This window comes from Catenuloplanes sp. NPDC051500 (assembly GCF_044454585.1).
In the GTDB taxonomy this organism is placed as follows: Bacteria; Actinomycetota; Actinomycetes; order Mycobacteriales; family Micromonosporaceae; genus Catenuloplanes.
In genome coordinates this window covers 247051-273051 of sequence record NZ_JBITDX010000010.1, presented here as the reverse complement: position 1 = coordinate 273051, position 26001 = coordinate 247051, and the positions used below count along the sequence as shown (strand labels likewise).

28 protein-coding genes and 2 pseudogenes are annotated in these 26001 nt (G+C 71.6%); 18 read left to right on the top strand and 12 right to left on the bottom strand.

Annotation, left to right across the window (positions count from 1 at the left end; translation table 11 throughout):
- Positions 1-8: 8 nt before the first annotated feature.
- Both ACIA8K_RS22295 and rhaI read left to right on the top strand, forming a co-directional pair.
- The gene (locus ACIA8K_RS22295) at positions 9-350 is read left to right on the top strand and encodes an L-rhamnose mutarotase (protein WP_396062145.1); all 342 of its coding nucleotides are present in this window, start codon (positions 9-11) and stop codon (positions 348-350) included.
- A 1-nt stretch (position 351) separates the two neighbouring features.
- Complete coding sequence (gene rhaI, locus ACIA8K_RS22290; protein WP_396062143.1) at positions 352-1518, top strand: L-rhamnose isomerase; 1167 nt, start codon at positions 352-354, stop codon at positions 1516-1518.
- Here rhaI and ACIA8K_RS22285 read toward each other — a convergent pair.
- The 4 genes from ACIA8K_RS22285 to ACIA8K_RS22270 are packed head-to-tail and all read right to left on the bottom strand — an operon-like array spanning position 1515 to position 3583.
- Positions 1515-2057, bottom strand: a complete 543-nt coding sequence (locus tag ACIA8K_RS22285) for a GNAT family N-acetyltransferase (protein WP_396062141.1) — start codon at positions 2055-2057, stop codon at positions 1515-1517. The genes rhaI and ACIA8K_RS22285 overlap by 4 nt on opposite strands.
- Positions 2054-2629: a hypothetical protein gene (locus ACIA8K_RS22280; RefSeq protein ID WP_396062139.1), complete on the bottom strand. Its 576-nt coding sequence runs from the start codon at positions 2627-2629 to the stop codon at positions 2054-2056. The genes ACIA8K_RS22285 and ACIA8K_RS22280 overlap by 4 nt, the downstream gene beginning before the upstream one ends.
- A gap of 24 nt (positions 2630-2653) precedes the next feature.
- The gene (locus ACIA8K_RS22275) at positions 2654-3166 is read right to left on the bottom strand and encodes a hypothetical protein (protein WP_396062137.1); all 513 of its coding nucleotides are present in this window, start codon (positions 3164-3166) and stop codon (positions 2654-2656) included.
- A complete protein-coding gene (locus ACIA8K_RS22270; protein ID WP_396062135.1) occupies positions 3167-3583 on the bottom strand; it encodes a hypothetical protein in 417 nt (138 codons plus the stop codon).
- A 1732-nt stretch (positions 3584-5315) separates the two neighbouring features.
- On the opposite strand from ACIA8K_RS22270, the gene ACIA8K_RS22265 reads away from it, so the two are divergent.
- Positions 5316-5759: a YciI family protein gene (locus ACIA8K_RS22265; RefSeq protein ID WP_396062133.1), complete on the top strand. Its 444-nt coding sequence runs from the start codon at positions 5316-5318 to the stop codon at positions 5757-5759.
- A complete protein-coding gene (locus tag ACIA8K_RS22260) occupies positions 5756-7000 on the top strand; it encodes an RNA polymerase sigma factor (protein ID WP_396062131.1) in 1245 nt (414 codons plus the stop codon). Before ACIA8K_RS22265 ends, ACIA8K_RS22260 begins: the two co-directional genes overlap by 4 nt.
- Here the strand turns inward: ACIA8K_RS22260 and ACIA8K_RS22255 are convergent.
- A complete protein-coding gene (locus ACIA8K_RS22255; RefSeq protein WP_396062129.1) occupies positions 6943-7266 on the bottom strand; it encodes a hypothetical protein in 324 nt (107 codons plus the stop codon). The two genes, ACIA8K_RS22260 and ACIA8K_RS22255, sit on opposite strands and share 58 nt — an antisense overlap.
- Positions 7267-7314: 48 nt before the next feature.
- Here ACIA8K_RS22255 and ACIA8K_RS22250 point away from each other — a divergent pair, with 48 nt between their 5' ends.
- Both ACIA8K_RS22250 and ACIA8K_RS22245 read left to right on the top strand, forming a co-directional pair.
- Positions 7315-7809: a hypothetical protein gene (locus ACIA8K_RS22250; RefSeq protein ID WP_396062127.1), complete on the top strand. Its 495-nt coding sequence runs from the start codon at positions 7315-7317 to the stop codon at positions 7807-7809.
- Between the two features lie 43 nt (positions 7810-7852).
- Complete coding sequence (locus ACIA8K_RS22245) at positions 7853-8866, top strand: Gfo/Idh/MocA family oxidoreductase (RefSeq protein ID WP_396062125.1); 1014 nt, start codon at positions 7853-7855, stop codon at positions 8864-8866.
- On the opposite strand, the gene smpB is transcribed toward ACIA8K_RS22245, so the two are convergent.
- From smpB to ACIA8K_RS22230, 3 genes are all read right to left on the bottom strand, one after another.
- On the bottom strand, positions 8832-9362 hold the full coding sequence (gene smpB, locus ACIA8K_RS22240) for an SsrA-binding protein SmpB (RefSeq protein WP_396062123.1): 531 nt from the start codon (positions 9360-9362) through the stop codon (positions 8832-8834). The genes ACIA8K_RS22245 and smpB overlap by 35 nt on opposite strands.
- A gap of 41 nt (positions 9363-9403) precedes the next feature.
- A complete protein-coding gene (locus ACIA8K_RS22235; protein WP_396062121.1) occupies positions 9404-9865 on the bottom strand; it encodes a response regulator transcription factor in 462 nt (153 codons plus the stop codon).
- A 70-nt stretch (positions 9866-9935) separates the two neighbouring features.
- Positions 9936-10496 (bottom strand): CGNR zinc finger domain-containing protein, encoded by a 561-nt coding sequence (locus ACIA8K_RS22230; RefSeq protein ID WP_396062119.1) that lies wholly within the window; start codon positions 10494-10496, stop codon positions 9936-9938.
- A gap of 68 nt (positions 10497-10564) precedes the next feature.
- Between ACIA8K_RS22230 and ACIA8K_RS22225 the strand changes: the two genes are divergently transcribed.
- The gene (locus ACIA8K_RS22225) at positions 10565-11578 is read left to right on the top strand and encodes an EamA family transporter (protein WP_396062117.1); all 1014 of its coding nucleotides are present in this window, start codon (positions 10565-10567) and stop codon (positions 11576-11578) included.
- 17 nt (positions 11579-11595) lie between these two features.
- Here ACIA8K_RS22225 and ACIA8K_RS22220 read toward each other — a convergent pair.
- Positions 11596-12315, bottom strand: a pseudogene (locus ACIA8K_RS22220) (UbiA family prenyltransferase); the annotation flags it as partial.
- Between the two features lie 97 nt (positions 12316-12412).
- On the opposite strand from ACIA8K_RS22220, the gene ACIA8K_RS22215 reads away from it, so the two are divergent.
- Together ACIA8K_RS22215 and ACIA8K_RS22210 are read left to right on the top strand one after the other, a co-directional pair.
- On the top strand, positions 12413-13243 hold the full coding sequence (locus tag ACIA8K_RS22215) for a PmoA family protein (protein ID WP_396062115.1): 831 nt from the start codon (positions 12413-12415) through the stop codon (positions 13241-13243).
- Between the two features lie 42 nt (positions 13244-13285).
- Positions 13286-15046, top strand: a complete 1761-nt coding sequence (locus ACIA8K_RS22210) for a protein kinase (RefSeq protein ID WP_396062113.1) — start codon at positions 13286-13288, stop codon at positions 15044-15046.
- Between the two features lie 4 nt (positions 15047-15050).
- Here the strand turns inward: ACIA8K_RS22210 and ACIA8K_RS22205 are convergent, their stop codons facing one another.
- Positions 15051-15410 (bottom strand): winged helix-turn-helix transcriptional regulator, encoded by a 360-nt coding sequence (locus ACIA8K_RS22205; protein ID WP_396062111.1) that lies wholly within the window; start codon positions 15408-15410, stop codon positions 15051-15053.
- A 48-nt stretch (positions 15411-15458) separates the two neighbouring features.
- On the opposite strand from ACIA8K_RS22205, the gene ACIA8K_RS22200 reads away from it, so the two are divergent.
- The 8 genes and pseudogenes from ACIA8K_RS22200 (at position 15459) to ACIA8K_RS22165 (ending at position 21001) form a co-directional block, all read left to right on the top strand.
- Positions 15459-16220 carry a short-chain dehydrogenase gene (locus ACIA8K_RS22200; RefSeq protein WP_396062109.1) on the top strand — a complete coding sequence of 254 codons (762 nt, stop codon included), beginning with the start codon at positions 15459-15461 and terminating at the stop codon, positions 16218-16220.
- A gap of 70 nt (positions 16221-16290) precedes the next feature.
- On the top strand, positions 16291-16494 hold the full coding sequence (locus ACIA8K_RS22195; RefSeq protein WP_396062107.1) for a 4-oxalocrotonate tautomerase family protein: 204 nt from the start codon (positions 16291-16293) through the stop codon (positions 16492-16494).
- A 5-nt stretch (positions 16495-16499) separates the two neighbouring features.
- A pseudogene (locus ACIA8K_RS22190) lies at positions 16500-17258 on the top strand (helix-turn-helix domain-containing protein); the annotation flags it as partial.
- A gap of 259 nt (positions 17259-17517) precedes the next feature.
- Positions 17518-19008: an L-arabinose isomerase gene (araA, locus tag ACIA8K_RS22185; RefSeq protein ID WP_396062105.1), complete on the top strand. Its 1491-nt coding sequence runs from the start codon at positions 17518-17520 to the stop codon at positions 19006-19008.
- A gap of 32 nt (positions 19009-19040) precedes the next feature.
- Positions 19041-19460, top strand: coding sequence for a MarR family winged helix-turn-helix transcriptional regulator (locus tag ACIA8K_RS22180; protein ID WP_396062103.1), 420 nt, complete (start codon positions 19041-19043; stop codon positions 19458-19460).
- Between the two features lie 41 nt (positions 19461-19501).
- Complete coding sequence (locus ACIA8K_RS22175) at positions 19502-19948, top strand: universal stress protein (RefSeq protein WP_396062101.1); 447 nt, start codon at positions 19502-19504, stop codon at positions 19946-19948.
- Positions 19949-20081: 133 nt separating this feature from the next.
- A complete protein-coding gene (locus ACIA8K_RS22170) occupies positions 20082-20486 on the top strand; it encodes a DUF3224 domain-containing protein (protein WP_396062099.1) in 405 nt (134 codons plus the stop codon).
- Between the two features lie 8 nt (positions 20487-20494).
- Entirely contained in the window at positions 20495-21001 is a 507-nt protein-coding gene (locus tag ACIA8K_RS22165; RefSeq protein WP_396062097.1) for a GNAT family N-acetyltransferase, read from the top strand.
- Here the strand turns inward: ACIA8K_RS22165 and ACIA8K_RS22160 are convergent.
- Positions 20998-21936 (bottom strand): hypothetical protein, encoded by a 939-nt coding sequence (locus tag ACIA8K_RS22160; RefSeq protein ID WP_396062095.1) that lies wholly within the window; start codon positions 21934-21936, stop codon positions 20998-21000. The genes ACIA8K_RS22165 and ACIA8K_RS22160 overlap by 4 nt on opposite strands.
- A gap of 273 nt (positions 21937-22209) precedes the next feature.
- Here ACIA8K_RS22160 and ACIA8K_RS22155 point away from each other — a divergent pair, with 273 nt between their 5' ends.
- Positions 22210-22761 (top strand): hypothetical protein, encoded by a 552-nt coding sequence (locus ACIA8K_RS22155; protein WP_396062093.1) that lies wholly within the window; start codon positions 22210-22212, stop codon positions 22759-22761.
- Between the two features lie 353 nt (positions 22762-23114).
- On the opposite strand, the gene ACIA8K_RS22150 is transcribed toward ACIA8K_RS22155, so the two are convergent.
- On the bottom strand, positions 23115-25988 hold the full coding sequence (locus ACIA8K_RS22150; RefSeq protein WP_396062091.1) for an AAA family ATPase: 2874 nt from the start codon (positions 25986-25988) through the stop codon (positions 23115-23117).
- Positions 25989-26001: the final 13 nt, after the last annotated feature.

Genomic DNA, 26001 nt, shown 5'->3' with positions numbered 1-26001 from the left:
GAGTGGTTGTGCCTCGGTACTGCTTTGCACTGCAGGTCCGGCCGGATCGCCTCGGCGAGTACGTCGAGCGGCACAAGGCCGTCTGGCCGGAGATGCTCGCGGCGCTTCGCGACACCGGCTGGCGCAACTACTCCCTGTTCCTCCGCCCGGACGGGCTTCTCATCGGATACGTCGAGGCGGACGACCTGGCCGCGGCGCAGGCCGCGATGGCCCGGACCGAGGTCAACGCACGCTGGCAGTCGGAGATGGCGCAGTTCTTCACCGGCATCGACGGGGGCCCGCCGGACGAGGGGTTCGTGCAGCTGACCGAGGTGTTCAACCTGGACGACCAGCTACGGAAGAGTGAGTGACATGGCTGACCTGAACGCGGTGAAGCAGGCGCTTCGCGAACAGCAGATCGAGACGCCGTCCTGGGCGTTCGGCAACTCGGGCACCCGGTTCAAGGTGTTCGCGCAGGCCGGGGTGCCGCGCACGCCGGAGGAGAAGATCGCGGACGCGGCCACGGTCCACCGGTTCACAGGCGTGGCGCCTTCGGTGGCACTCCATATCCCGTGGGACAAGGTCGCGGACTACTCGGCGCTGTCCGGGTTCGCCGCTGATCTCGGTGTGCGGCTGGGCGCGATCAACACGAACGTCTTCCAGGACGACGACTACAAGCTCGGCTCCGTCACCAACCCGGACCCGGCCGTGCGCCGCAAGGCCACCGATCACCTGCTCGAAGCGGTCGACATCATGGATCAGACCGGGTCGCGCGACCTGAAGCTCTGGTTCTCCGACGGCCTCAACTACCCGGGCCAGGACGACCTGCGGTCCCGCCAGGACCGGCTCGCTCTTGCGCTGCGCGAGGCCTACGACCGGCTGAGCGACGACCAGCGGATCCTGCTCGAGTACAAGCTGTTCGAGCCGGCGTTCTACGCCACAGACGTGCCGGACTGGGGCACGTCCTACGCGCACTGCATCGAGCTCGGCCCGAAGGCGACCGTCTGCATCGACACCGGCCACCACGCGCCCGGCACGAACATCGAGTTCATCGTGTCGTTCCTGCTCCGCCAGGGGAAGCTCGGCGCGTTCGACTTCAACAGCCGGTTCTACGCGGACGACGACCTGATGGCCGGCGCGGCGGACCCGTTCCAGCTGTTCCGGATCATGTACGAGATCGTCCGGGCCGACGCGCTGAACCCGGCCTACGGCATCAACTTCATGCTCGACCAGTGCCACAACATCGAGGCGAAGATCCCGGCGATCATCAGGTCCGTGATGAACATCCAGGAGGCGACCGCGAAGGCGCTGCTCGTGGACCGGGACGCGCTGTTCAAGGCGCAGGCCGAGGGCGACGTGCTGGAGTCGAACGCGATCCTGATGGACGCCTACAACACCGACGTCCGGCCGCTGCTCGGCGAGGTCCGCGAGGAACTCGGCCTCGACCCGAACCCGGTCGCGGCATACAAGCGCAGCGGTTACCAAGAGAAGATCGTCGCGGACCGGGTCGGCGGCGAGCAGGCGGGCTGGGGAGCCTAACGTCGGCCGTGGCGCTCTACCACCGCGTAGAGCGCCACGTCCTCGTTGCGGTCGGCGAAACGCATCGCCTTCCGCAGGACGCCCTCAAGCTCATAGCCGCAGCGCTCCGCGACCGCCCGCGCCCGCTTGTTCGTCACCATCGTGCGGATCTCCACGCGGCGCATGCCGTACACGTCGAACGCCGCCTCGGTAAGCGCCGTCACCGCGCGGGTGACCAGGCCCTTCCCCTCCGCGGCCGCGTCCAGCCAGTAGCCGATGTCCGCGATCAGCGTCTGCGGATCACGCCGCATCCCGCACGCCCCCACCGGCACACCCTCGTGCTCGATCATCAGGTACAGCTCGCGCCCCTCCGCGAACCGGTCCAGACACCCGCGGATGTACGACCTGGTGCTCTCCACCGACGGCCGGTAGGCCGCCCACGGCTGCCACACCGCAAGCCGCTCCTGATTACGAAGCATCAGGCCGGCGATCGGCTCCGCGTGATGCGGCTCGGCGAGAACCAGCCGGAGGCCGCCGTCGAGGGTAAGCGCGAACGTCATCCGGGTTCACAGGACGTCGAGTAGGTGGCCGGCCAGCCCGCCGCCGCCAGGTCCATCGAGGAACCGATCTCACTGCGCACGCCGTCAGCCGACTCGATCAGCACGCGCGTCGACGCCGGCACCGGCGTCTCCGACCCGCAGTCGAACAGGATCGTCACATCGATCTCGACAGTGCCACCCGGCTGCAGCCAGCGCGGCTTCTCCTCCACGGTGGTCATCCGCAGCCCGTTCGCCTCCGCGGACACCGCGTGCACCACAACCTCGGCGCGCCCGGTGTTGGAGACGACTATCCGGCCGTACGCCCGCGCCTCGGTACCCGTGCGGTCGACGGTGAAGAACTTCGGATCCCGGGAGATCGTCAACTCGGGCTCGGCCGTTCCCGCCTGCGCCTCCACCGGCCGCAACGCCAGATAGACGCCGCCACCACCCGTCACCGTGCCCGCGGCGAAGAACACGATCACCAGCAGAATCGGCGGGTACGCCCGGAGCCTCCGCCGCTGAAAGGCCAGCCAGCCCTCGCCCGCCTGCTCCGGCGGCTGTGCTGCCACGTCCAGCTCGATGGTCTGCGACACCGGGACACCCTACCGCCACCACGGTCAGCCGGCGGAGCCGTTCCGGAGCATCTCGCACGCGCGCATCCGCATCGCCGGCCACGACCGCACCGCGGTGATCGGCACATCCACCTCACCCCGGCGCCCACCCGCCCGGTCCACCACCGCACGCCCGACCGTCCCGCTCAACTCGCCGGCCGCACAGCTCAACGTGATCGTCACCCCCATCGGCGCCGTCCCGCCCGGCACCATCCGATGCGGTCGCTCCTCGTTCGCCGCGATCCGTACCCCGGGCCAGTCCGCACGCACGGCGTGCACCACCGCCGCCTCGTCATCCACATTCGTCACCGTGGCGATCCCCCGCACCCGGACCTCGGCCGCCCCCACCTGCACCTCGTCCCCCACCGAGACGTGCGCGGTGAACTCCTCCCCCATCACCGGCCCGCGCACCCCAAGCCACACCACCACCCCGAGCACCACCACCAGGGGGTACGCCCAGAGCGCCACCCGCCGCGGCCGGGCCCGTTCCGGCGGCGGCCCCCCATCCAACTCGATCATCTAGGCCCCGTCCCCCAGGCGCCGCCGCAGCAGTTCGGCAAGCGGCATCGAGTCCCCGTCCCGCCCGCCCTCGCCCACAGTCATCCGAGGCGTCGCAGGCAGGACAGTGACGCCGGCGAGCCGCGCCCACAGTCCGCCCGGCGCGCTGAGCGCGTAGAACTGCCCGTCCGTTCCGACCGCCACCGAACGGTCCGCCCGCAGGTACCAACCACGCAGGCCCGTCCGTAGTCGACCGCCACCCCCGTAGGCCTCGGCCGTCAGCTTCTCGGCCGCGATACCCCGGCTGCCGGCCTCCCTCACGAACCCCAGCAGCAGCTCCCTGGCCCGAGCCGCCTCGCCGTCACGCACTTCCTGCCGCGCGGCCGCGTGCGCCTCGATCGCGCGACGCCGCTGCTCAGCCCACTCCCCCTCACTCATGGCCGCAGCGTAGCCCGGCCCCCGCCGCCTCGCCTCCCACCGTTTCGGCGCCCCGGGCGGGAGCCCGCCGGACCTCCACCGCCGGTGGTCAGGACTCGTGACCTACTGACCTTTCGGCGCCGGAGGTCGAGCCTCAGGCGCTCCGTGCTCGAAATTCCGGCATAAAGCAGCCCACCGAGACACGCTCTGACCCCGGAAAATCGGACCTTCCGTTTTGGTTCTCCTCGATGTGCGGAGCACACCAGCGGTGACCGCCTGACCGCCCCGCCTGCCGTCGACCTGCCCTCCAGGGGAGCAGATCATCGGCGGGTGGGGATGAACCACTAGCCGGTGGGCGATTTGTAGGGTTTTACGGCCGCACTGCGTCGGCCCGCTCGGTAACGCGATCGCCGAACGATCAATGAGTGTCGCGAAAAGAGGGTCGATCAGCGAAATCGGGGCCGTTTTCGCGACACTCATTGATCGTTGCCCGCCAGGACCGGCCACCCACTGAGCGTTGCGCCACGACACCGCCGCCCACTTACTGAGGTTTCGCGGTCGGGGTGTGAGTCGGGCACTCCGCGCCCGAAATTTCGGTATATAGAAGCCCTTGACGCGCCCTCACCCTGACAGCGAAAGGTCAGTAGCGTTGCGCCACGACACTGGCCGCTCGTTGAGCGTTGCGGCGATCGGGGGCAGCCGCTGGGTTTTCGGGAGCAGCGCGGGACCGGCTCCGAGCGACGTGGGAAGCACCAGCGGAGCCCGGCGCGAGATTTGCCGCGGGAGCGACTCTGTTGCCCATTCGTGTCCGGCGGCCTGGGGCCTGACGGATCGAAGGCTGGCATCGAGGCCGGGAGCGTGGCGGTTTGTTCCGGCTGGTCGGCGGTCTCGCGGCACGCGGGGGCAGCACGGCCATCATCTACTAAGGTTTCGCGGTCGGGGTGCGAGTCGGGCACTCCCCGCCCGAAATTTCGTCATATAGAACCCTGGCGCGCCCTCACCCTGACCGCGGAAGGTTAGTAAGCGGCGGCCGGTCAGGGCGACTGCTGTCTGGACGGCTGCGGCCAGGACGGCTGCGGCCAGGACCGCTGCGGCCAGGACCTGCACCGAGGGAGCGATGTGGCCGGGAGGGTCGGTTGATCTTGGCCTGGGTGGTTGCAAGGGCCAGCACCGAAGCCGAGAGCCTGCCGAAGCGCCAGTCGATCTTGGCTCTCGCGTGTCGCCGCGCCAGGGCAACGGCAGCCCGGACGCGCCGCGCCGAGATGGGTTCGTTGTTCGGGATCTCGCGTCCATCTGACGGGATGCAAGATCCTTGCGGCTCTGATGGCCCTTATCGCGCTCGAATAAGGGCCACCAGAGCCGCAAGGATCTTGACGTAGGCCTTCCTTGACCTTCGGCGTCAGGAAGAACCCAAGGCAGGCACTCATATAACGAAATATCGGGCGAGTAGGGCTCGAACCTGAGCACTGACCGCGGGGCCTCCACCTGGCCCGGGCCATGAGCGCGAGCTGTGTCCTGACATATGCGGATCCGGTATGGCTCCGCATCGGTGACCCCGACCCTGAGACCTGCCGAAGTGCCACGACTGACCCGCACGCCTACGGAACCCGCGGCCTCGGTGGAAGAACGGGTGAGAAAGAAAGTGGCGGGCGGTGTCGAAAACGGGGAGGGCTGGATCGAGGAGCAGGTGAGAAGGGCTTGGGGGCCGTTAGGGTCGCCGAGCGGAGAGAGTCACGGGAGAGGGAGCAGCGGGATGCGGGTCATGGTGATGATCAAGGGGCATGGGGTCGACGAGGAGCGGATCGCGCCTACGACTGAGATGTTCGAGGAGATGGGGCGGTACAACGAGGAGCTGGTCAAGGCGGGGATCATGCTCGGTGGGGATGGGCTGAAGCCGACCTCGGCCGGGGCGCGGGTGGTCTTCGCGGCGGGTGGTGACACGTCTGTGGTCGACGGGCCCTTCGCCGAGTCGAAGGAGATCGTGGCCGGGTACTGGATCTGGCAGGTGTCGTCGATGGCGGAGGCTGTGGAGTGGGCGAAGCGGTGTCCGCATGACGCCTACTACGGGGCGGAGCAGGTGTTGGAGGTGCGGCCGTTCTTCGAGCCGGAGGACTTCGCTGATCAGATGACGCCGGAGCTGCTGTCGAAGGAGGCGGATCTCGCCCGGCAGATCCGGGAACAGCACCCGGGGGCGTGAGCGTGGAGCGACGGATCGAGGCGATCTGGCGGATGGAGTCGGCCCGGCTGATCGCCTCGCTCGCCCGGCTGACCCGGGATGTGGGGGTGGCGGAGGAGATCGCGCAGGATGCGTTCGTGGCGGCGCTTGAGCAGTGGCCGGTGGAGGGCGTACCGCCGAATCCGGGCGCGTGGCTGCAGACGACCGGGCGGCACAAGGCGATCGACCGGATCCGGCGGGACCGGATGCGGGACGACAGGCAGCTTCTCGCCGCGAGCGATCCCACAGTGTCCGGCACGTCGGATGACGACCTGCTGGCGCTGATCTTCACGGCGTGTCATCCGGTGCTGGCCAGGGAGGCGCGGACCGCGCTCACGCTGCGGCTGCTCGGCGGGCTCAGCACGGAGGAGATCGCCCGCGCCTACCTGAAACCGCCTGCCACGATCGGTCAGCGGATCTCCCGGGCGAAGCGCACGCTTGCCGAGGCGAAGGTGCCGTTCGAGACGCCTGCCGACAAGGCGGAGCGGCTGCCCGCGGTGCTCGAGGTGGTCTATCTGATCTTCACCGAGGGGCACGCTGCGACGAGCGGCGACGGCTGGATCCGGCGGGACCTGGCCGAGGAGGCGATGCGGCTGGGGCGGATGCTGACCGGCCTGCTGCCGCGCGAGCCGGAGCCGTACGGCCTGGTGGCGCTGATGGAGTTGCAGGCCTCCCGGTTCCGGGCGCGCGTCACCCGGGAGGGCGAGCAGGTGCTGCTGCAGAACCAGGATCGCGCCCGCTGGGACCGGACGCTGATCCGGCACGGACTGTCCGCGCTGGACCGGGCGATCGCGCTCGGCCGCCCGCTCGGGCCGTACTCCGTGCAGGCCGCGATCGCCGCCTGCCACGCGCGGGCCGGCAGCTTCGAGACGACGGACTGGGAGGCGATAGTGGCGCTGTACGACGCGCTCGCCCAGATCGCGCCGTCACCTGTGGTGCTGCTGAACCGCGCGGTCGCGGTGCTCTACGCGGACGGGCCGGAGGCGGCGCTGAACGCGATGGACGCGGTGCGCGCGGACCCGAGGATGGCGCGGCATCACCTGGTCGGCGCCGTGCGCGCGGACATCCTGATCGCGCTGGGCCGGAATGCGGAGGCGGTGGACGAGCTGGCGGGCGCGGCCGCGCTGGCGCCCACCGAGCGTGAGCGCGACCTCCTGCACGACCGTCAGCGGAGGATCAGCACCGCGATCACGACGACCGCGACCACGCCCGGCACCAGGTAGGGGCGCAGGGTCCGGAGGCGTTCGGGGACGGCGACCGGTTCCAGCCATTCGTCCGGGCCGAGCACCTCCGGATATCCGCCGCGCCACTCGACCCGGTAGTCGGCCGGGACCCTGATCGTGACGATGTCCCGGCGGCGCGACCAGATCAGCGCGTGCATCGCATAGACCGCCACCCACCAGCCGAGCGTCAGAAACGACAGCGCCAGGTGCAGCGCGTGCGCCGGATGCCCGAACTGTCCCACCCGTACCGTGTAGGTCTCGTCCACGTATGGGTGAACGCTTCACCGGGCGGCGAGGAAACTACGCTCTCCCTCATGGACGACGGTGCGGAACTGGCCGCGGCGCTCGCCGCCCACTTGGACGGGCTGGCCTTCACCGGGCTCGGTGCGGATCAGGTGACAGCGCTTGTCATCGACGAGATCGCGGGCTGGGCGCAGGGGCAGGGGTGGCGCGTCTACCGCCGGGCGCCGAGCGTGGTGTCGTTGCCGCCGCCGCTGGACCGGCAGAAGTCGGTGCTTGACGTGGCGTGCGCGCGGCCGGGCGGCGCCCCGCCGATCGCGATCGAGGTCGATCACACGGACCGACGCCGGACCGTGGACAAGCTTGTCGAGGAGGTCGCGGCCGGCCGGGTGGCGCTCTGGGTCCGCTGGTCGCCCGGGAAGATCGCGGATCCCGGGCCGCCTGTGCACCTGGTTCCGCTCGCGGTGACCCGGCCGCGTCCCGGCCAGTTCGCCAGGGGTGCCGAGCGGCCGCCGCCCCCGCACTCGACCGGGGCCGGTTCCGGCACGGCCCAGGAATTCCCCCTTTAAGATCAAAAAATCGCCACGGTACGCCCCGGAAAGGCGGATTTTCATGGCTGTTCGCGTCGGTCTGCTCGGTTTCGGCCTCGGCGGCCGGGTGTTCCACGCCCCGCTGATCGCGGCCACGCCCGGCCTGGAGTTGTCCGCGATCGTGACTGGCAACGCCGACCGGCAGGCCGCCGCGCACGGGGCCTACCCGGGCGCCGCGATCGTCCGGGACCTGGACACGCTGCTGGCGGGCGGTGGAATCGACCTGGTCGTGGTCGCCACGCCGAACGCGCAGCACGTGCCGCAGGCGCGCGCCGTGATCGACGCCGGGCTGCCGGTGGTGGTGGACAAGCCGTTCGCGCCGACCGCCGCGGAGGGCCGCGATCTGATCGAGGCCGCGCAGACCGCGGGCGTGGCGCTCACCGTGTTCCAGAACCGGCGCTGGGACGGCGATCTGCTCACCGTCCGCAAGCTGCTCGACGACGGGGTGCTCGGCAGCGTGCACCGGTTCGAGTCCCGTTTCGAGGTGTGGAAGCCGGCACTGAAGGAGGGCTCCTGGAAGGAGGAGTCCGCGCCTGGCGCCGGCGTCCTCTACGACCTCGGCGCGCACGTGATCGACCAGGCGCTGCTGCTGTTCGGCCCGGCCGAGGTGGAGCACGCGGAACTGGGCGTGGTGCGGTCCGGCTCGGCCGTCCCGGACGACGCGTTCGTGGCGTTGCGGCACCTGACCGGCGTGCGCTCACATCTGTGGATGAGCCGGCTCGCCGCGCAGCCGGGGCCGCGGTTCCGGGTGCTGGGCTCGGCGGCGGCCTACGTCAAGCACGGGCTGGACGGCCAGGAGGCGGCGCTCGCCGCCGGTGGAGACCCGGCCGCGCCCGGCTGGGGTGCGGGATCGCCGGGTCTGCTCGGCGCCGGTGACGCGGTGGAGCCGGTCGAGACCGAGCCGGGCGCCTATCCCGCCTTCTACGCGGGTGTGGCGGCCGCGCTGCTCGAGGGTGCGCCAGTGCCTGTCGACCCGGCGGGCCCGCTCGCCACGCTGGAGATCATCGAGGACGCGATGCGGGTTTCTGACCTTTGAGGTGCCGGCCCATCTGGCGGGCGATCTCGCGGTTCGCATCCCGTTCCGCGAGCGTCTGCCGCTTGTCGTAGGCGCGCTTGCCCTTCGCAAGTGCCAGCTCGACCTTGGCCCAGCCGTTGAAGAAGTAGAGCGACAGCGGCACCAGCGTGGTTCCGCCGCCCTCGCGCAGCTTCGCGACGATGCGGTCGATCTCCACCCGGTGCAGCAGCAGCTTGCGGGTGCGTTTTGGCACGTGAAGCGAATAGTCGCCGAAGCCCCAGTCCGCGATGTGCAGGTTGTGCAGCATCAGCTCGCCGTCCCGCTCCTGCGCGAACGCCTCCTTGAGCGACACGTGCCCGGCGCGAAGCGACTTGACCTCGGCACCGGCCAGCACCAGCCCGGCCTCGTAGGTCTTCAGCACCGTGTACTCGTGCAGGGCCTTCTTGTTGGAGGCGACGAGCGTCCGCCCGTCCGGGCTCTCCCTCTTCGCCTTCGGCGACACGTTGCGCTGGACCATGGCGAAGAGGTTACGCGGCCGGGCGGGTTGTCGGCCTCTGGTTATCCGCGCATGTTCCGCGGTCCGGACGGGCTGGCGAAGCGGTGCTTGCGGGCGTGGGCCGGGACGCTCCTCCCGGAGTGCCGTCCGAGCAGCGCGGTCAGCCGGGCCCGGAACGCGCGCGGCGAGAACGGCTTGGCCAGGTATTCGTCCGCGCCGGCGGCGTACCCCGCCTCGATGTCGTCCGCGTTGATCGCGGCCGAGACCATGATGACCGGCACGCCCCGGTGTCGCGCCTGCGAGCGCACCAGGCGGCACAGCTCCAGCCCGGTCATGGCCGGCATGCCCACGTCCGTGACGATCGCCCGTGGCCGCACGGACTCGAGGATGCGCGCGGCAGTGATCCCGTCCGTGGCGCAGATCGTGCGGAGCCCGGCGGCCTCGACGGACATGGCGATCAGCTCCCGCAGGTCGGGGTCGTCCTCGGCGATGAGGACGAGGTCGGTGGCGGGGGCATGGGTCATCTGGCCTTCTCCCGGGCTCGGCGGACGTGCGGGGACCACGTTCCGCCCCGGGCGGAGCGGCAACCGGCGGTCAGGGGTTGCCGTTGAGGTGCTTCCGGCTGCGATGGGCGATCATGTTCATCCGGTTTCCGCAGCGCACGGTGCAGAAGCGCTTGGAGCCGTTCTTCGAGAGGTCGACGAAGAGGCCTGTGCAGTCGTCGGCCGCGCACACCCGCAGCCGCCCGGTCTCGTTCGTCCGGACCACGTCGATCAGCGCGAACGCGGCCTCGACCTCCATCCGGGTCGCGAGCGGCGCGTCCGGGTCGGTGGCGTGCAGATGCCAGTCGTAGTCGTCGTGGCGGGCGAGGTAGGGCAGCGCGCGTCCGTCCCGCAGCATCCGGTTGATCACCACGACCGCGTCGTCCCGGTCGAGTGTCCAGAGGTCGCGCAGCAGGTCCCGCGTGCGCCGGACCGCGTGCAGCTCGGGCTCGTCCCAGTCGAAGCGGCCGGAGTAGGTGAACCGGCCGATCAGCGCGCGCAGGTCGTCGATCGAGGTCAGCTCGTCCGCGCCGGAGCGGGAGGCGCCGGGCTCGGTGTTGACGAGCGCGACCACGAACTCGAGCGCCTCCTCGGTGTCAGGGGCGAAAAGCAATTTGACTCCTCACGTGGGTCGCCCTAGCGTCAGGGGTGACAGTAATTTAGCCCATGACAGGAGGCACCGTGAAGCAGTCCACAGGCCTGGTCGCCGCGTTCGTGTCCGCCGCGTCCTTCGCCACGTCCGGCGCCTTCGTCAAACCACTTCTGGAAGCGGGCTGGTCACCTGCGGCCGCGGTCTCCGCCCGTACCCTCTCGGCAGGTCTTCTGCTTCTGCCTTTCGTGCTCTGGTCGCTGCGGGGGCGCTGGCACGCGCTGTGGCGGGCGCGCTGGCGGGTGCTCGGCATGGGCGTGGTCGCGGTCGCGTTCACCCAGGTCACCTACTTCGCGGCGATCTCCCGCATCCCGGTCTCCACAGCGCTGCTCGTGGAATACCTGGCGCCACTGCTGCTCGTGCTCTGGGCCTGGCTCAGCACCCGGCGCGCGCCACGCCCGGCCGTGCTGCTCGGCTCCGTGCTGGCGATCGGCGGCCTGGTGCTGGTGATCGGCCCGGGCGCGGTGCAGGCCGTCGACCCGGCCGGTCTGTTGCTCGCGGTCGCGGCCGCGGTCGGCTGCGCGATCTACTTCGTGGTCGGCGCCCGCCCGGCGGACGGGCTGCCGCCGGTCGCGCTGGCCGGCGTGGGACTGCTTGCCGGCGGCGCGCTGCTCGGCCTGATCGGTGCGGCCGGACTGCTGCCGTTCACTGCCACGTTCGACGACGTGCCGCTGCTCGGGACGCCGGCGCCGTGGTGGGTGCCGCTGGCCGTGGTCGCGATCTTCGGCACCGCGATCGCCTACGCCACAGGCATCTTCGGTGCCAACCGGCTGGGCTCGCGCCTCGCGTCCTTCATCGGGCTGCTCGAGGTGGTGTTCGCGTCGATCTTCGCCTGGCTGCTGCTCGGTGAGAATCTCACGCTCATGCAGCTGGCCGGCGGCGTGCTGATCCTGGCCGGGATCGCGGCGGTCAATCAGGCCACCGACACCACGAACCCGGCCGACGGCAGCGCGAACAGCAGCGCCAGCACCGCAAGCCTCGGAATCGACGGCCTCCAGGTCAGCCCGGCGTACGCGCCGAGCAGCACCGGCGCCAGCCCCAGCTGATACGGCAGCGTGGACGTGGGGATGAGCACGCCCGCGCTGGCACAGGCGAGCGACAGGCCGAGAGCGAAGGACCAGAGCGAGAGCCCGAGTCGGTACGCCCCGGCGGCGCCGTACCGGACCGCGATCGTGGAGTAACCGGCCCGCAGGTCAGCGGGCCGGTCCACGACCGTGGTGGGGAGGTAGAACGCGGCCGCGAAGAGCAGGCCGAGAACCCCCATCTGCCACGGGAAGTCCCACGGCTCGCGCGCCACCGACCAGCCACCGAGCGGGGCGACCACGCCCACCACAAGCGCGTTGACCAGGACGTCCGCACCGGGCCTGGTCTTCAGCCGCAGCGGCGGGGCGCTGTAGGCCCAGCCGAGCGCCAGGACCGCGGCCACGCCGAGCACGAAGAGCGGGCCGATGAACGCGGCGGTCACCAGCGCGGCCGCTCCGGCGATCAGCGAGTAGGCCCGCAACGTGGCCGGTGCTACCGCGCCGGCGCCGGTCTTCCGCGGATTCAGCCGGTCGGTGGGCAGGTCGTGCAGGTCGTTCTGGGCCAGCACCGCGCCCCAGATCAGCGGGCCGAGCACGAGCAGCGTGAGCGCCGCCCGTCCCCAGTCGGCAGGGGTGAGCGACCCGCCCGCCAGGACCAGGCCGAGGTAGGCCGGCACCCAGGAGACCGGCCAGAACCACGGGCGGGACACGGCCGCAAGCACGACCGCCCGATGTGTACGCACCCGTGACCGCTGCAGCATGGGCCGATCCTGTCCGGACCCCGCTGTGACGACGCTGAGAACAATCGACGGGGTAGGCTGGGCAAGCGCTTTCCCCGATCACCCGGAGGTGCCGCACATGGCCGAGACAGCCCGCCTCACCGTCGGCGGCATAGTCGTCGCCCGGCTTCAGGACGGCACGGACGTGGAGCACACGCTCGGCCCGCGCCCGTACCTGCACCCGGTCTCCACGCTCGCCGGCGTGCCGGTCACCGACGCGTTCCCGGAGGACCACCGCTGGCACCTCGGCGTCTCCGTCGCGATGCAGGACGTGGCCGGGACCAATCTGTGGGGCGGCCGCACCTACGTACGCGACCGGGGCTACACCTGGCTCGACGACCACGGGCGGATCGTCGACGTCCGCCTCTCCCCCACCGCGGCGTCGGACGCGCTTGTCCAGACGCTGCACTGGCTCGATCCGGACGGCGCGCTGCTGATCACGGAGGACCGCACGTTCGCAGCCCGGCCACTGTCCGCGCGTGCGTGGTCACTTGAGGTCGCCTACACGCTCGCCGCGCCCGCGGACCGGGACATTCCACTCGGCAGCCCCGCCACGAACGGCCGCCCGGACGCCGCGGGGTACGGCGGCTTCTTCTGGCGCTGCGCCCCCGGGCCCGCCGAGGTGTTCGACGCATCAGGCGCGCACGGCGAGGCCACTGTCAACGGCGGCACGGCGGACTGGGTCGCGTTCGCCGCGGCCGACCACACACTGATCTTCAGCGGGCTCGGCGAGGGCGACCACTGGTTCGCCCGCACCGGCATCTATCCGGGCGTCTGCGTCGCGCTCGCCTGGGAGAAGCCACTGATAGTTCCGGCGGGCGGTACCCTGTCCCGTCGCCACACAGTGATCGTCGCGGACGGCGCCCTGACGCCGGGCGAGGTGGCGTCGACCGTCCACACTGGCGACTGACATCCGCGGCCTCCGGCCCATCGACACCCGGGATTGCGTTCCATGGCTCAGACGATGCCGTTACAGCAGGACGACCCACGACGGATCGGCGACTACGAGGTGATCGGCCGGCTCGGGGCCGGTGGCATGGGCGTCGTGTTCCTGGCCCGGTCCGCCACGGGCCGGCCGGTCGCGATCAAGGTGGTGCACGCGGAGCTGGCCCGGGACCCGGAGTTCCGCAGCCGGTTCAGCGGCGAGGTCACCCGCGCCCGGCAGGTGCCGCCGTTCTGCACGGCCGAGGTGATCGACGCCGACCCGGAGGCGGACCGGCCGTACCTGGTGGTGGAGTACGTCGAAGGCCCCACGCTTGCCGAGGAGGTCACGGCGCGCGGCCCGATGAGCGCGGCGAACCTGCACGGGCTGGCGATCGGCATCGCCACCGCACTGACCGCCATCCACGAGGCCGGCGTCATCCACCGCGATCTCAAGCCCGGCAACGTGCTGCTCGCGCCGGGTAGCCCCAAGGTGATCGACTTCGGGATCGCACGGGCACTCGAGGCACCTCACCAGGAGACGCGGAACGGGCAGTTCGTCGGCACGATCGGCTACATGGCGCCGGAACGGTTCGAGGGGTCCGCGCTCACGCCTGCCGCGGACGTGTTCTCGTGGGGGTGCGTGGTCACCTACGCCGGCACCGGGCGGGCGCCGTTCGACGCGAACACGCCGGTGGCGACGCTGGCCCGGATCCTGACCCAGCCGCCGGCGCTCGACGGGCTGGCCGAGGGGCCGTTGCGCCGGCTCGTCGAGCGGGCACTGTCCGCCGATCCGGCCCAGCGGCCCAGCGCGCGGGAATTACACGCGGCGCTGCTGTCAGGTTCGTCGAGCGTGCCGCGTGCCGCTGAGGTGCCGCCGTCGTCGCTCGCCGGCATGCCGTCGCTTCAGGCCGGCGACGAGGCGCCCACCCAGGCCGCTGACGTGCCGGCCCGGCAGCCCGCCGCACGCCCGGACCGCCGCCGTCCGGTGGTCACCGTGCTGGGCGCCGTACTGGCGCTGGCGTTGGCCGGTGGCATCGGCTTCCTGGCCTATCGCGGCACGGCCGAAGCGCGCGCGGACACCGACCCGGTTTCCGGGCTGCAGTCCGTCGACCCGGGCTACTCCACCCCGCAGAACGCGCCGCCGCTCTCCTCGATCCCGGCCAGCGCGATTCCCACGCCGAGCGCCTCGACCCCGGCCGCCCGGCCACCGTCGTCCGCAGCGAAGCCGAGCAGCGCGCCGCCGAAGCCCACACCGCCCGCGGGCCGGAAGAACCAGCCGGCGATCAAGGCTGCCGACCGGAACGGCGCCGCCGCGTACGGGCCGTACTTCGTCCAGAACCTGCACACCGGCCGGTGCATCGACGTGCCGGGCACCGGGGCGGGCGCCGTCAACCAGCAGGTGAAGCAGGACGTCTGCCTCACCGCTGCGGACGACAACCAGGAGTACCTGTTCATACCGCACGGCGCCGATGCGGCCGGCAACCAGCTCTACTGGATCCGGAACACCGCCGACGACCTGTGCCTCGACGTCCCCGGCGCCGGCGCGGTCCCGACCGCCACCCGGGTCACCGAGATGAACTGCATCGAGCAGGACAACCAGGACTACACCCTGGTCCCGCGGCTCACCTCCGGCGGCTGGGAGTACTACCACCTGCGGAACGCCGCCTCCGGCATGTGCATCGACGTGTACGGCAACCGCGACCCCGCCCCGGCCCTCGTCCTGACGCTCGTCACCTGCGGCACCGACAACGACCACGAGTGGGCGCTGATCGAGAGGTCCGAGTGGTGACCACTCACCCGGCGGCGTCGGCGACCGCCCAGTCCGCGAGCGCGGACAGCGGCACCAGCAGCGAACGGCCGCGGGGCGTCAGCGCGTACTCCACGCCCGGCGGGACCGTGGCGAAGACGGTACGGGTGATCAGTCCGTCGGCCTCAAGCGTGCGCAGCGTGCGGGTAAGCATGCGCTGGCTGACGCCCTCGATCGACCGGTGCAGCTCGTTGTAGCGGTACGGCCTCGTCCCGAGCAGGATCACCACGAGCATGCTCCACCGGTCGCCGACCCGGCGGAACACGTCGCTGACCGGGCAGGTGTCGAACTCGGCGAGCGGCACCGGGCTGGGCAGGCGGTGGCTGACGACCGAGGGTACGGACATTGATGTGCCTTCTTTCCCGCTGCGGGGCGACGCCGGACGATGTCCATCATGACGAAGACCGTGGTGATCAGCGGGGGCACGACCGGAATGGGACGTGCCACAGCGCTGGCCCGGACCGCGCGCGGGGACCGGGTGGTCGTGATCGGTAGCCGGCCCGGCGCGCCCTACCGCGCCGACCTGAGTTCGATCGCGGAGACCCGGCGGGTGGCGGCGGAGATCGTGCGGGACCACCCGGTGGTGGACGCGCTGCTGCTGTTCGCGAACCGCATCTACCCCCGCCGTACGCCGACGCCCGAGGGCCTGGAGTCGACGTTCGCGCTCTACTACCTCAGCCGGTATCTGCTCGCCGAGCTGCTGGCGCCACAGCTGGAGGCGGCCGGGAATCCCGTCATCGTCAACGTCTCCGGCACGGGCACGACCGCGGGCCGCATCATCTGGGACGATCCCCAGTTCACGACCACGAGATACGGCGCGATCAAGGCGCAGTTGCAGGCCGGCCGCGCGAACGACCTGCTCGGCGCCGCGTACGCCGGCCCGGCCCGTTATGTCCTCTACCACCCCGGCTTCACCAGGTCCGGCGCGAGTCCGAACCCGGTGCTCGGCGCCGCGATCCGCGCGCTGGGCCTGGTCGCGGCGCGCCCGGTCGAGGCGTCGGTCCGGCCGGTCGTCGGCTGGGTCGACCACCCGCCTGCCGCCCGGCTGACCGCGGTCGACCGGGGGAAGGAGCTGCCGCTCACGTACCCCACGCTCGACCCGGGCAACGCGGAGCGGCTGCGCGTCTACACGGAGGGGTTGCTGACCCCCGGGTGAGCGGCCACTGGTTCCGCCGGCCGGCAGCGCCGACGATCGAACGGCACGCAGTAACGACGAAGGAGAGATCATGCCGTTCGCGAACTTCAAGGTGCCCGCCGGAACGCTCAGCGCGGACCAGAAGGAGACGATCGTCCACCGCGCCACCGACCTCTACGCCGAGATCTACGGCGACCAGGTGCGGCCGAACACGATGGTGCTGGTCGAGGAGGTCGCTGACGGCGGCTGGGGCATCGGCGACACCGTGCTCACACTCGCGAAGCTGTCACACTAGGACGTGTGGATCTCGCGGAGTTAGGACTCTTCCTGGCCTCGCGGCGCGGCCGGATCACGCCCGAGGCGGCGCGGATCCCGGCCGGGCCGCGACGCCGGGTGCCCGGCCTGCGCCGTGACGAGGTTGCCGCGCTGGCCGGCGCGTCGACCGACTACTACATCGAGCTGGAGCGCGGCCGTGGCGTGCAGCCGTCCGCGCAGATGCTTACCGCGCTGGCCCGCGCGCTGCAGCTGGACGGCGACGAACGGCACCACCTGTTCGCGCTGGCCGGCCGCCAGGCGCCGCCGCCGGACGACACGCCGCCGGCGGACGCGATGCTGGCGCTGCTCGACCGGCTGGACGACCCGGCCCGGATCATGACCGACCTGCACGAGACGCTGGCGCAGAACGCGGCCATGACCGCGCTGCTCGGCCCGCCGGACCGGGACCATCCGCACCGCTGGTTCACCGACCCGGCCGGCCGCGACCTCTACCCGGCCGAGGACCACGCGCACCACTCGCGCGTGCTCACCGCGGATCTGCGGGCCGCCCTCGCCCGGCGCGGCGGCACCGGCCGGGCCGCGGACCTGGTCGCCGGCCTGCGCCGGGACAGCCCGGAGTTCGCCGCGCTCTGGGCCACCGGCGACGTGGCGGTCCGGCGCGGCGACCGGAAGCGGATCGTGCACCCGGAGCGCGGCCTCGTGGACGTCGTCTGCCACAACCTGTTCAGCGAGGACGGCCTGCAGCGCCTCCAGTTCTTCACCGGCTCCGCGCTCGGCGGCCCGCGCTGAGCACGGCGGAGCACGATCCAGACCAGCAGCGCTACGGGCGGGCGGGCGCGGGACCGTACCCAATTAGCCGTGATCGCCCATCGGGCGCGCCTGTGACGGGGGACCGGGCTGTGCCATGATCCAGGATGTGAGCGCTCACTTTCGCCGTGGGGAGATCGGCGTGTCCTCCGCCGGCGGGCCCCACGGGCGACGACGGTGAGTGCAGACAACCCACCGAGCGCGACACCGCGATCACGGCAGACAGGAACCTGCGATGACGCACCAGATCTGGTTTCTCACCGGCAGCCAGCATCTCTACGGACCCGAGACGCTGGAGCAGGTGGCGGCGCAGAGCCGGGACATCCAGAACCAGCTGACCGCCGGAGGACTCAGCGCCGAGCTGGTCGGCAAGCCGGTCCTCACCGATTCCGGCGCGATCCGGCAGGTGATGCTCGACGCGAACGCCGACCGCAACTGCATCGGCGTGATCACCTGGATGCACACGTTCTCCCCGGCCAAGATGTGGATCACCGGGCTGGACACGCTGCGCAAGCCGCTTCTGCACCTGCACACGCAGCACAACGTCTCGCTGCCGTGGTCGACGATCGACATGGACTTCATGAACCTCAACCAGGCCGCGCACGGCGACCGGGAGTTCGGGTTCATCCAGGCGCGGCTGGGCGTGCCGCGCAAGACGATCGCCGGGCACGCGTCCGACCCGGTGGTGGTCACCCGGGTCAACGACTGGATCCGCGCGACCGCGGGCGTGGCCCGGATCCGCAGCCTGCGCCTGGCCCGGTTCGGCGACAACATGCGCAACGTCGCGGTGACCGAGGGCGACAAGGTCGAGGCGGAGCTGCAGTTCGGCGTCTCGGTCAACACGTACGGCGTGAACGACCTGGTCGAGGTGGTCGACGCGGCCTCGGACAAGGCGATCGACGCGCTGATCGACGAGTACACAGACGCCTACGAGCTGGCACCCGAACTCGCGAAGGGCGGCGACCGGCACGAGTCGCTGCGGTACGCGGCCCGGATCGAGGCCGGTCTGCGCACGTTCCTGACCGACGGTGACTTCGGCGCGTTCACCACGAACTTCGAGGATCTCGGCGGTCTGCGCCAGCTCCCCGGCCTCGCGGTGCAGCGGCTGATGGCGGACGGCTACGGCTTCGGCGGCGAGGGCGACTGGAAGACGTCCGTGCTTGTCGCGACGTTCAAGGCGATGGGCGAGGGCACGGGCCGGGGCACCTCGTTCATGGAGGACTACACCTACCACTTCGGACCGGGCGAGCCGAAAATCCTCGGCGCGCACATGCTTGAGGTCTGCCCGACCATCGCGTCAGGCAAGCCGCGCCTGGAGATCCACCCGCTCGGCATCGGCGGCCGCGAAGACCCGGTCAGGATGGTGTTCGACGCCAAGCCCGGCGCCGGCATCGTGGTCGGCCTGGCCGACATGGGTGACCGGTTCCGCCTGGTGGCGAACGAGATCGAGGTGACCGAGCCGGACGAGCCGCTGCCGAACCTGCCGGTCGCGCGCGCGGTATGGAAGCCGGCGCCGTCGCTCTCCACGTCCGCCGAGTGCTGGCTGACCGCGGGCGGCCCGCACCACACGGTGCTGACCCAGGCGATCGGCACCGAGACGCTTCGCGACTTCGCCACGATCCTGCAGACCGAGCTGCTGCTGATCGACGGCAAGACCACCACGCACGAGTTCGCGGACCGCATCAGGTGGAACTCGGCCTACTACCGCCTGGCCCGCGCGCTGTAACGCACGTGCTCGGGCCTGTGCATAATTTACTTATGAACAGGCCCGAGCTCGGCACGGTCTTCGACGAACTCGCGGTCATGGTCCGCCGTCTCTCCACGGCCGGGCAGCTCAACATGACCGCCGCCGCCGTCCTGGCCCGGCTGCGCCGCGACGGCCCGCAGCGCCTCACCGAGCTCGCGGTCTGCGAAGGCGTCTCCCAGCCCGGTATGACCCAGCTCGTCACCCGCCTCGAACGCGAGGGCCTCGCCCGGCGTACCCCCGATGCCTCTGATCGTCGCGTCGTGCTTGTCGAGGCCACACCGGCCGGCCTGGAGCTTGTCGAGCGCCGCCGCGCCGAACGCGCCGCCGCGCTCCACGACCTGGTTTCCGCACTCGCTCCTGACGAACGCGCCGCCCTCGACGCCGCGCTGCCCGCGCTGACCCGCCTGGTCGCCATCCACCGCGAATCCTGAAACAATCTCGCCCACGCACGGCAGATGCAGGAGGCCCGGACGTGGGCGCTTTCGAACTCGGCACCGACGGCCCCGCGGCCCTCGTCGTCGGCGTGGACGGGTCCGAGAGTTCGTTACGGGCGGCCGCCTACGCGCTCGGGCTCGCACGACGGCAACGCGCGCGGCTGGTCGCGGTCTACGCCCGCCGCGAGCCGGGCAGCTTCCTCACCTTCGGCGGGACCGCGGTGCAGGCCATCGTCGAGGCGCAGGGCGAGGTCGAGGCGCAGCTGCTGGGGATGCTGGACGAGCAGGCCCGCGAGTGGGGCGTCGACGCGCGGCTGGTCGTGCGCTCCGGGGACCCGCTGCGCGTGCTCGGCGACGTGGCCACCGAGGTGCGCGCGAGCGGCATCATCGTGGGCGCGTCCGCCGGGCTCGGCCACAAGATAGCCGGCTCGCTGGCGATCCGCCTGGTGCGCGCGGCCCGCTGGCCGGTCACTGTCGTTCCATAACCGATATTCCCGCTTCCGCCGTGGTCAGGACCCGCGTGCTCCCGCGGGCCGGCGGATCCGTGGGTGGGCACGCCCCCGCGGCACCTGCCACCGATCCCACAGGTCATCCCACCGGGCCGTTACAGTCTTGCGGATGAGAGCCGATGGCATCTTCACCGTGACGTCCTTCGTCCCCACCGACCTGGCGCAGGAGCCGCCGATCGCCACCGCGCTCCCGGTCGGCGTCGCGCGGCTTGAGAAGGTCTTCGCCGGCGAGATCGAGGGGCGGTCGGCCACCATGTTCACCGCCGCGTTCGACCAGGGGACAGGCGTGGGCACCTACGTGGCGATGGAGTCGTTCGAGGGCTCGCTGCACGGGCGCGCGGGCACCTTCAACTTCGCCCACTCCGCCACCACCCGGGGCAGCGACCGCGCGGCCGAGTTCTTCACGATCGTGCCGACAAGCGGCACCGGCGACCTCGGCACGATCACAGGCGGCGGCGGACTGGCCATCGACGAGGACGGCACCCACCGCCTGTGGTTCGAGTACGAGCTGTAGGTCGGATCATGAACATCTCTCTGCGCCGCGCCGACCTGCCCGCCGACTCCGACGCGCTTGCCGGGCTGCTGAGCGACTACCTGACCTGGGCGGTCGGGCGGCTGCGCGAGGAGTACGGGCTGGCCGACTCGCCCACCGATCTGGGCACGATCCGGGAATCGCTGCCCTCGTTCGTACCCCCGAAAGGCCTTCTGCTCGTCGCCGAGGCGGACGGGGAGGCCGTCGGCGTCGCCGCGCTGCGCACGATCGGCCCCGGGATCGTCGAGGTCAAGCGGATGTATGTGGCGCCGCACGCCCGCGGGACGGGAGCCGGGTCCGCGCTGCTGGACCGGCTGATCGAGGAGGGCCGGGAGACCTTCGGCGCGAAGATCATCCGGCTGGACACGGTCCGGTTCATGGCCGAGGCGCAGGGGCTGTACGGCTCGCGCGGCTTCATCGAGCGCGAGCCGTACGAGGAGACGGAGATCCCGGCGCACATGCGGCAGTACTGGCGGTTCTTCGAGCGGGAGCTCTAGACCGCTGGGGTCGGCCTGCCGTGCAGGCGCAGGCTGGTCAGGCCCGCGGCAAGCAGTGTCAGGCCGGCCGCGAGCATGACGCCGCTCGGGCCGAGTGAGCCGCCGGTGAGGTCAGAGAGGAACTCCGGGACCAGCACTGTCGCGCCGACGACGCCGCCGGCCAGCAGGATCCACTCCCGGGTGCGGAGGTAGGCGGCGAAGCAGGCGGCGGCGACAAGCGCGGGCACGGCGTACCGGCCGAGGTTGTCCATCGAGAAGATGACGATCTGGCCGCCGGCGAACGCGAGAATCACAGCGATCGCGAGGGCGGGGCGGCGATCCGCGCGGAGCACGAACCAGCCGAGCGCGGCCCAGAGCGCGGCCATCGCCACCAGGCCGAAGCCCCACGCACCGGATTCGTCGACGAAGAACCGGTCCAGCAGCGCGCCGTAGAGTCCGCAGACCGCCACGGCCGCGGTGAGCAGGCCGAGCGCTCCGCGAGCGAGCAGGTAGCCGGCGACCGCCACCACCAGCGCGGCAAACCAGGTCGCGATGTCCTTGTCCCCGGCCGTGAGCACGGTCAGGTCCAGGGCCGCGTGCGCGGCCGCTGCGGCGGCGATCGTGGCACCGGTCAGCAACGTGGCGGCCAGGCGGCGGCGCACCGCGTCGGCCCCGCGACGGGCCAGCAGCGCGCTGCCGAACAGGACGACCGCCAGCGCGGCGAGCACCGCCACCCGGCCCGGCTTCCCGAGCTCCTCCCAGTGCTCGCCGACGATCAGCACTGTCGCGCCAAGCACCAGCGAGGCGCCAAGATATCCGGCGACCTCCGCCAGCCGCTTGCGCAGTCCCTCCACACGCCGGACCGGAACCGTGAACTCGGCCGCCACCGCCTCGGCCTGCGCCTGGTCAAGAACGCCGCGCGCGACCAGGCCGGCCAGCTTCGTCTCCATCTCCATGGCGCCAGTCTCGTGGAGCCGCCGGTCACCGGTCCTGAGCCCTCATACTCACCCGATCCAGATCTCCGCGGTCGAACCGTTCGGTTTTTTCCGGCGGTCGTCCCGGCTGCATCGCGTGCCGGCCGCCCCCGGTCAGGCTCGACAGCTCTGCGTGACGATTCAGTGACGCGCTCATGGGAGCGCTACCAATAAATCTAGACATATTTAAGTTTTGTGATCTTTATCGAGGAGATGAGTATTCGCGTACGCAAAACCAACAGATAGGGATGAAGCATGACGAAGCTCTCCATGCGGACACTCGCTGCGGCCTGCGTCCTCGCGATGGCGGCAACCGGCCTCACCGCCGCCCCCGCAGCTGCCGCCCCCGCCGAGCCCCTGGGCACGCTCACCTCGACGGTCACCGGCACCTTCACCGACGCCACCGGCGGCATCGGCACCTTCACCGGCACGTTCACCCCGTCGCAGTTCACCGAGGACGGCGAGACGATCTCCGCCACCGGCCTCGTCGACGGCGAGCTGATCGACTCGGCCGGCACCTCCCTCGGCACCACCTCCGCGCCGGCAACCACACAGGTCACCCAGCTGCTGCCGGGCGCGAGCTGCGAGGTTCTCGACCTGCGGCTGGCCCCGCTCAACCTGGACCTGCTCGGCCTGGTCGTCCACCTGGACTACCTGCACCTGAACATCACCGCCGTCCCGGGCGCCGGCAACCTGCTCGGCAACCTCCTGTGCGCGGTCGTCGGCCTGCTGGACCCGCTCGGCCCGCTGAGCGGAATCGTCGCGCTCCTCAACCAGATCCTGGCGGCCCTGGGCCTCGCCCTCTGACATGACGTCGCCGGGTCGTGATGGCAGTCGCGACCGTGTGGTTGATGATCGGGCGCCCTCGTCTGACGGGGGCGCCCGATCACGTCCACGACGCGACGGCACTGCCGGACCCGGGGCTGTCGAGCGCATCCACCACACGCGGGTGTCACTCCTCCGCAGGATGTCCTGATCGACGCCGATTGCCGCAAAATCGCGCGAGGGACCCGGACATCTTCCGTTTCCGGATCGGTAACAAGAAGCGCGGCCGGTGGGTCCTATGTGTACTGGTAGGACGCCAAGCACGAGGTCCACCCGCTCGAGAAGGACCAACCGCACCGCGCCTGTCCCGCTTGAACCGGGTGGGGTCGCCGGCGTCAGCCCTCCGTCAGACGCGACGCCAGCTGCGTCCGGGACCGGACCCCCACCTTCCGGTAGATGCGGGTCAGCGTCGCCTCGACGGTTTTGACGCTCAGGTACAGCTGGGTGGCTATCTCGCGGTTGCTGGCGCCCTGCCGGACCAGGGCCGCGATCCGCGCCTCCGTCGTGGTCAGTCCCGCCTCGGAGACCGAGGTGGTCGACGAGGACGGGGGCGGGTCCGACTCCGGCGAGCGCCGCTGCGCCCCGACGGTCAGCGCGCCAAGCGCCCGCTGCGCCCGCTGGGTCCACGGGGTCGCCTGCGCCTGCGCGAAGATGTCCCGGGCCTGCTCGATCGCGGCCCGGGCGGCCGCGTAGCGACGGCGGCGTCGTTCGGCGGTGCCGAGCACAAGCAGGGCGCTGCCCTGGGCGATCGGCTGTCCCAGGTCCGCGAACGTCTGCGCCGCGCCGGTGGCAAGCGCGGCCGCGGCCGCCGCCTCGCCCTGATGCACAAGCACCAGCGCTTCGGCTCGGTCGAGCTCGGCGAGCACGCCACGGGACCGTTTGAGCCGCTGGGCCGCGTCCCGGGCCTCCGCGATCACCTCGGCGGCCGCGGTCGCCTCGCCCGCGTTGACCAGGGCGGCGACCAGGTCGCCGTGCCAGCGGAGCGTGGACGGGTCGGCGGTGCCGCGGTCCGCCTCGAGCGTCTGGAGGCGGCGCAGGGTGGTGAGCGCGGCGCCGTTGTCGCCTGTGGTCAGCTGGGCCTGGCCGAGGACGTGCAGGTTGCGGGCGAGGTAGACCATGTCCATGTCGAACTCGGAGGATCGGACGCCGCGGTCGGCGTAGGAGAGCGCGCGGGCGGGGCTGCCGCCGGCCAGTTCCGCCATCGCCAGCGTGTACCAGCTCGGGCCGAGCGACAGCTCGTTCTCCTGGAAGAGGCGGGCGGCGCGGTACGCGTACTCCAGCGCGTCCCGGGTGTGGCCGTCCCGGCTGGCCACCTCGGCCAGGTTGCGCAGGATGTCGAGCAGCTCGTCGAGGCCGCTGCGTTCCGCCTGGGGCAGCATGCGGAGCAGTTCGGCTCGGGCCTCGGTGAGCCGGTCGTCGAAGAGCGCGAAGCGGACGGCCAGGAAGCGCGGCGTCAGGTTCAGCATGCCGCGGCCCTCCTCGGCCGGCACGTCGAGCGCCTCGGCCAGCACCTGGAGGTAGTCCGGCCGGCCGGAGGCGCGTGTCACCTGCGCCACGATCGCGCCGGCCATGCTCTCCACCCAGGTGTCGCCGACGAGCCGGGCGAGGCGTACCGCGGCGTTCGCCTCGCGTTCGGCCAGGTCGGTTTTGCCCTGGTGGATGCGCTGCCAGGCGAGGCGCAGGCGCAGCGGCGCGAGGAGCGCGGCGTCGTCGCCGGCCTCGACGAGCGCGGTGGACAGCGCCTCCTCCATCACGCCGAGCTGCTGGCCGCGGACGTCGAGCATGGCGATTCGCGCGCGGACCCGCTGGGCCGGTGACGCGTCCGCCGCGAGCACGGCCTCGCCGGCCTGCAGGCAGAGTTCCCGGCGGCTGGCGGAGGCTGCGGCTTCGGCGGCGGAGACCAGCCACTCCGTGCGTTCCGATTCAAGATCTCCGCCGGTACGGTCCGCAGCCAGCAGATACAGGTCGGCGACAAGGCCTGGTGCGCCCCGCTGCAGCGCGGTCTCCGCGGCGGCGACAAGCGACCGGGCGATCTCCGCGTCCGGGTGTTCGTCGGCCAGTGCACGGTGCCGGATGCGTTCGACCGGGTCGGACGCGGTCGCGGCAAGCTGTCTGTGCATCGCGGACCGCCGCTCGGCCGGCGCCTCCTCGGCGAGCACGATCGCGATCGCGGGCGGGGTGAAGCGCACGGTGCCGTGGTCGATGGAGATCAGCCCGGCGGTGGCGGCGGCGCGCAGTTCCCGGTCGGCGTCCGGGCGGCCGGCCATCCGCAGCTGGGCGGCGGTGGGGCGGGTGGCGAGCGCGGCCGCGAACAGCGTTTCGCGGACCGCGCCGGGCAGCGCGTCGAGCCGGTCGACAAGCGCGGCGCGCACCTGCTCGGGCAGCCGGGTGCGGGTGCTCCCGGCCGGGGAGTCGTCGAACGCGAACGCGCCGGCAAGTGCGAGCGCGAGGTAGGGGTTGCCGCCGCTGTCCGCGTGCAGCCGGGCCGCGGCCCAGTAGGTGAGGCCGTGTGCGTCAAGCAGCGGGGTGAGGTCCTCCGCGGCAAGCGGCGGCACGGTCAGCTCCTGCACCGGCGGCGGGCTGAGGTGCATGACCCGGGTCCGGACGGCCGGGCTGTCCGGCGAGCGCTGGGCGACCACGGCCCGGACCGGGCGGTCGGCGAGGCGGCGGCTGGCGTACCCGATCACGTCAGCGGACGCGCCGTCCAGCCACTGTGCATCGTCGATGATCAGCAGCACCGGATCGGCGGCGGCTTCCAGGCAGGCCTGCCAGGCGAGACGGCGGGCCAGCTCGGCGCGGCCGCCGCGGCCCTTGGAGTCGCCGCGGCGGACAAGCATGGTGTCGAACGCGGCGCGCTGCGGGCCGGGCAGCCGCTCGACCACCTCGTCCGGCACCTGGGCGAGCAGCTCGGCCATGCCCGCGAACGGCAGGAAGCGCTCGGCGACTGTCGCGGTCAGCCGGAGCACACGCTCGCCGCGCTGGACGGCGGCGGACGCCACCGCCTCCAGGATGGCGGTCTTCCCGATGCCGCTCGGGCCGGTGAGCACCACGCCACCGCCGGACCGCAGCCGGCTCTCGATCGCACCGAGCAGTGCCGCACGCCCTACCAGGGGTACGCCGTGGGCCGAGACGTCGGTAGTCAGCGTGATCTCCGAACTGTCGGCGCCCGTCCCCACCAGGCAGGCGCCCTCAATCTTGATCGGCGGCACGCCACCGATGGCA

What these genes read in the sequence shown, in the direction of transcription:
- ACIA8K_RS22155 (WP_396062093.1), top strand. Translation starts at nt 22,210, where the DNA reads ATGACGAAGCTCTCCATGCGGACACTCGCTGCGGCCTGCGTCCTCGCG.
- ACIA8K_RS22210 (WP_396062113.1), top strand. Translation starts at nt 13,286, where the DNA reads ATGGCTCAGACGATGCCGTTACAGCAGGACGACCCACGACGGATCGGC.
- ACIA8K_RS22195 (WP_396062107.1), top strand. Translation starts at nt 16,291, where the DNA reads ATGCCGTTCGCGAACTTCAAGGTGCCCGCCGGAACGCTCAGCGCGGAC.
- ACIA8K_RS22200 (WP_396062109.1), top strand. Translation starts at nt 15,459, where the DNA reads ATGACGAAGACCGTGGTGATCAGCGGGGGCACGACCGGAATGGGACGT.
- ACIA8K_RS22270 (WP_396062135.1), bottom strand. Translation starts at nt 3,583, where the DNA reads ATGAGTGAGGGGGAGTGGGCTGAGCAGCGGCGTCGCGCGATCGAGGCG.
- araA (WP_396062105.1), top strand. Translation starts at nt 17,518, where the DNA reads ATGACGCACCAGATCTGGTTTCTCACCGGCAGCCAGCATCTCTACGGA.
- ACIA8K_RS22170 (WP_396062099.1), top strand. Translation starts at nt 20,082, where the DNA reads ATGAGAGCCGATGGCATCTTCACCGTGACGTCCTTCGTCCCCACCGAC.
- ACIA8K_RS22275 (WP_396062137.1), bottom strand. Translation starts at nt 3,166, where the DNA reads ATGATCGAGTTGGATGGGGGGCCGCCGCCGGAACGGGCCCGGCCGCGG.
- ACIA8K_RS22245 (WP_396062125.1), top strand. Translation starts at nt 7,853, where the DNA reads ATGGCTGTTCGCGTCGGTCTGCTCGGTTTCGGCCTCGGCGGCCGGGTG.
- smpB (WP_396062123.1), bottom strand. Translation starts at nt 9,362, where the DNA reads ATGGTCCAGCGCAACGTGTCGCCGAAGGCGAAGAGGGAGAGCCCGGAC.
- ACIA8K_RS22215 (WP_396062115.1), top strand. Translation starts at nt 12,413, where the DNA reads ATGGCCGAGACAGCCCGCCTCACCGTCGGCGGCATAGTCGTCGCCCGG.
- ACIA8K_RS22285 (WP_396062141.1), bottom strand. Translation starts at nt 2,057, where the DNA reads ATGACGTTCGCGCTTACCCTCGACGGCGGCCTCCGGCTGGTTCTCGCC.
- ACIA8K_RS22250 (WP_396062127.1), top strand. Translation starts at nt 7,315, where the DNA reads ATGGACGACGGTGCGGAACTGGCCGCGGCGCTCGCCGCCCACTTGGAC.
- ACIA8K_RS22180 (WP_396062103.1), top strand. Translation starts at nt 19,041, where the DNA reads ATGAACAGGCCCGAGCTCGGCACGGTCTTCGACGAACTCGCGGTCATG.
- ACIA8K_RS22235 (WP_396062121.1), bottom strand. Translation starts at nt 9,865, where the DNA reads ATGACCCATGCCCCCGCCACCGACCTCGTCCTCATCGCCGAGGACGAC.
- ACIA8K_RS22265 (WP_396062133.1), top strand. Translation starts at nt 5,316, where the DNA reads ATGCGGGTCATGGTGATGATCAAGGGGCATGGGGTCGACGAGGAGCGG.
- ACIA8K_RS22165 (WP_396062097.1), top strand. Translation starts at nt 20,495, where the DNA reads ATGAACATCTCTCTGCGCCGCGCCGACCTGCCCGCCGACTCCGACGCG.
- rhaI (WP_396062143.1), top strand. Translation starts at nt 352, where the DNA reads ATGGCTGACCTGAACGCGGTGAAGCAGGCGCTTCGCGAACAGCAGATC.
- ACIA8K_RS22160 (WP_396062095.1), bottom strand. Translation starts at nt 21,936, where the DNA reads ATGGAGATGGAGACGAAGCTGGCCGGCCTGGTCGCGCGCGGCGTTCTT.
- ACIA8K_RS22205 (WP_396062111.1), bottom strand. Translation starts at nt 15,410, where the DNA reads ATGTCCGTACCCTCGGTCGTCAGCCACCGCCTGCCCAGCCCGGTGCCG.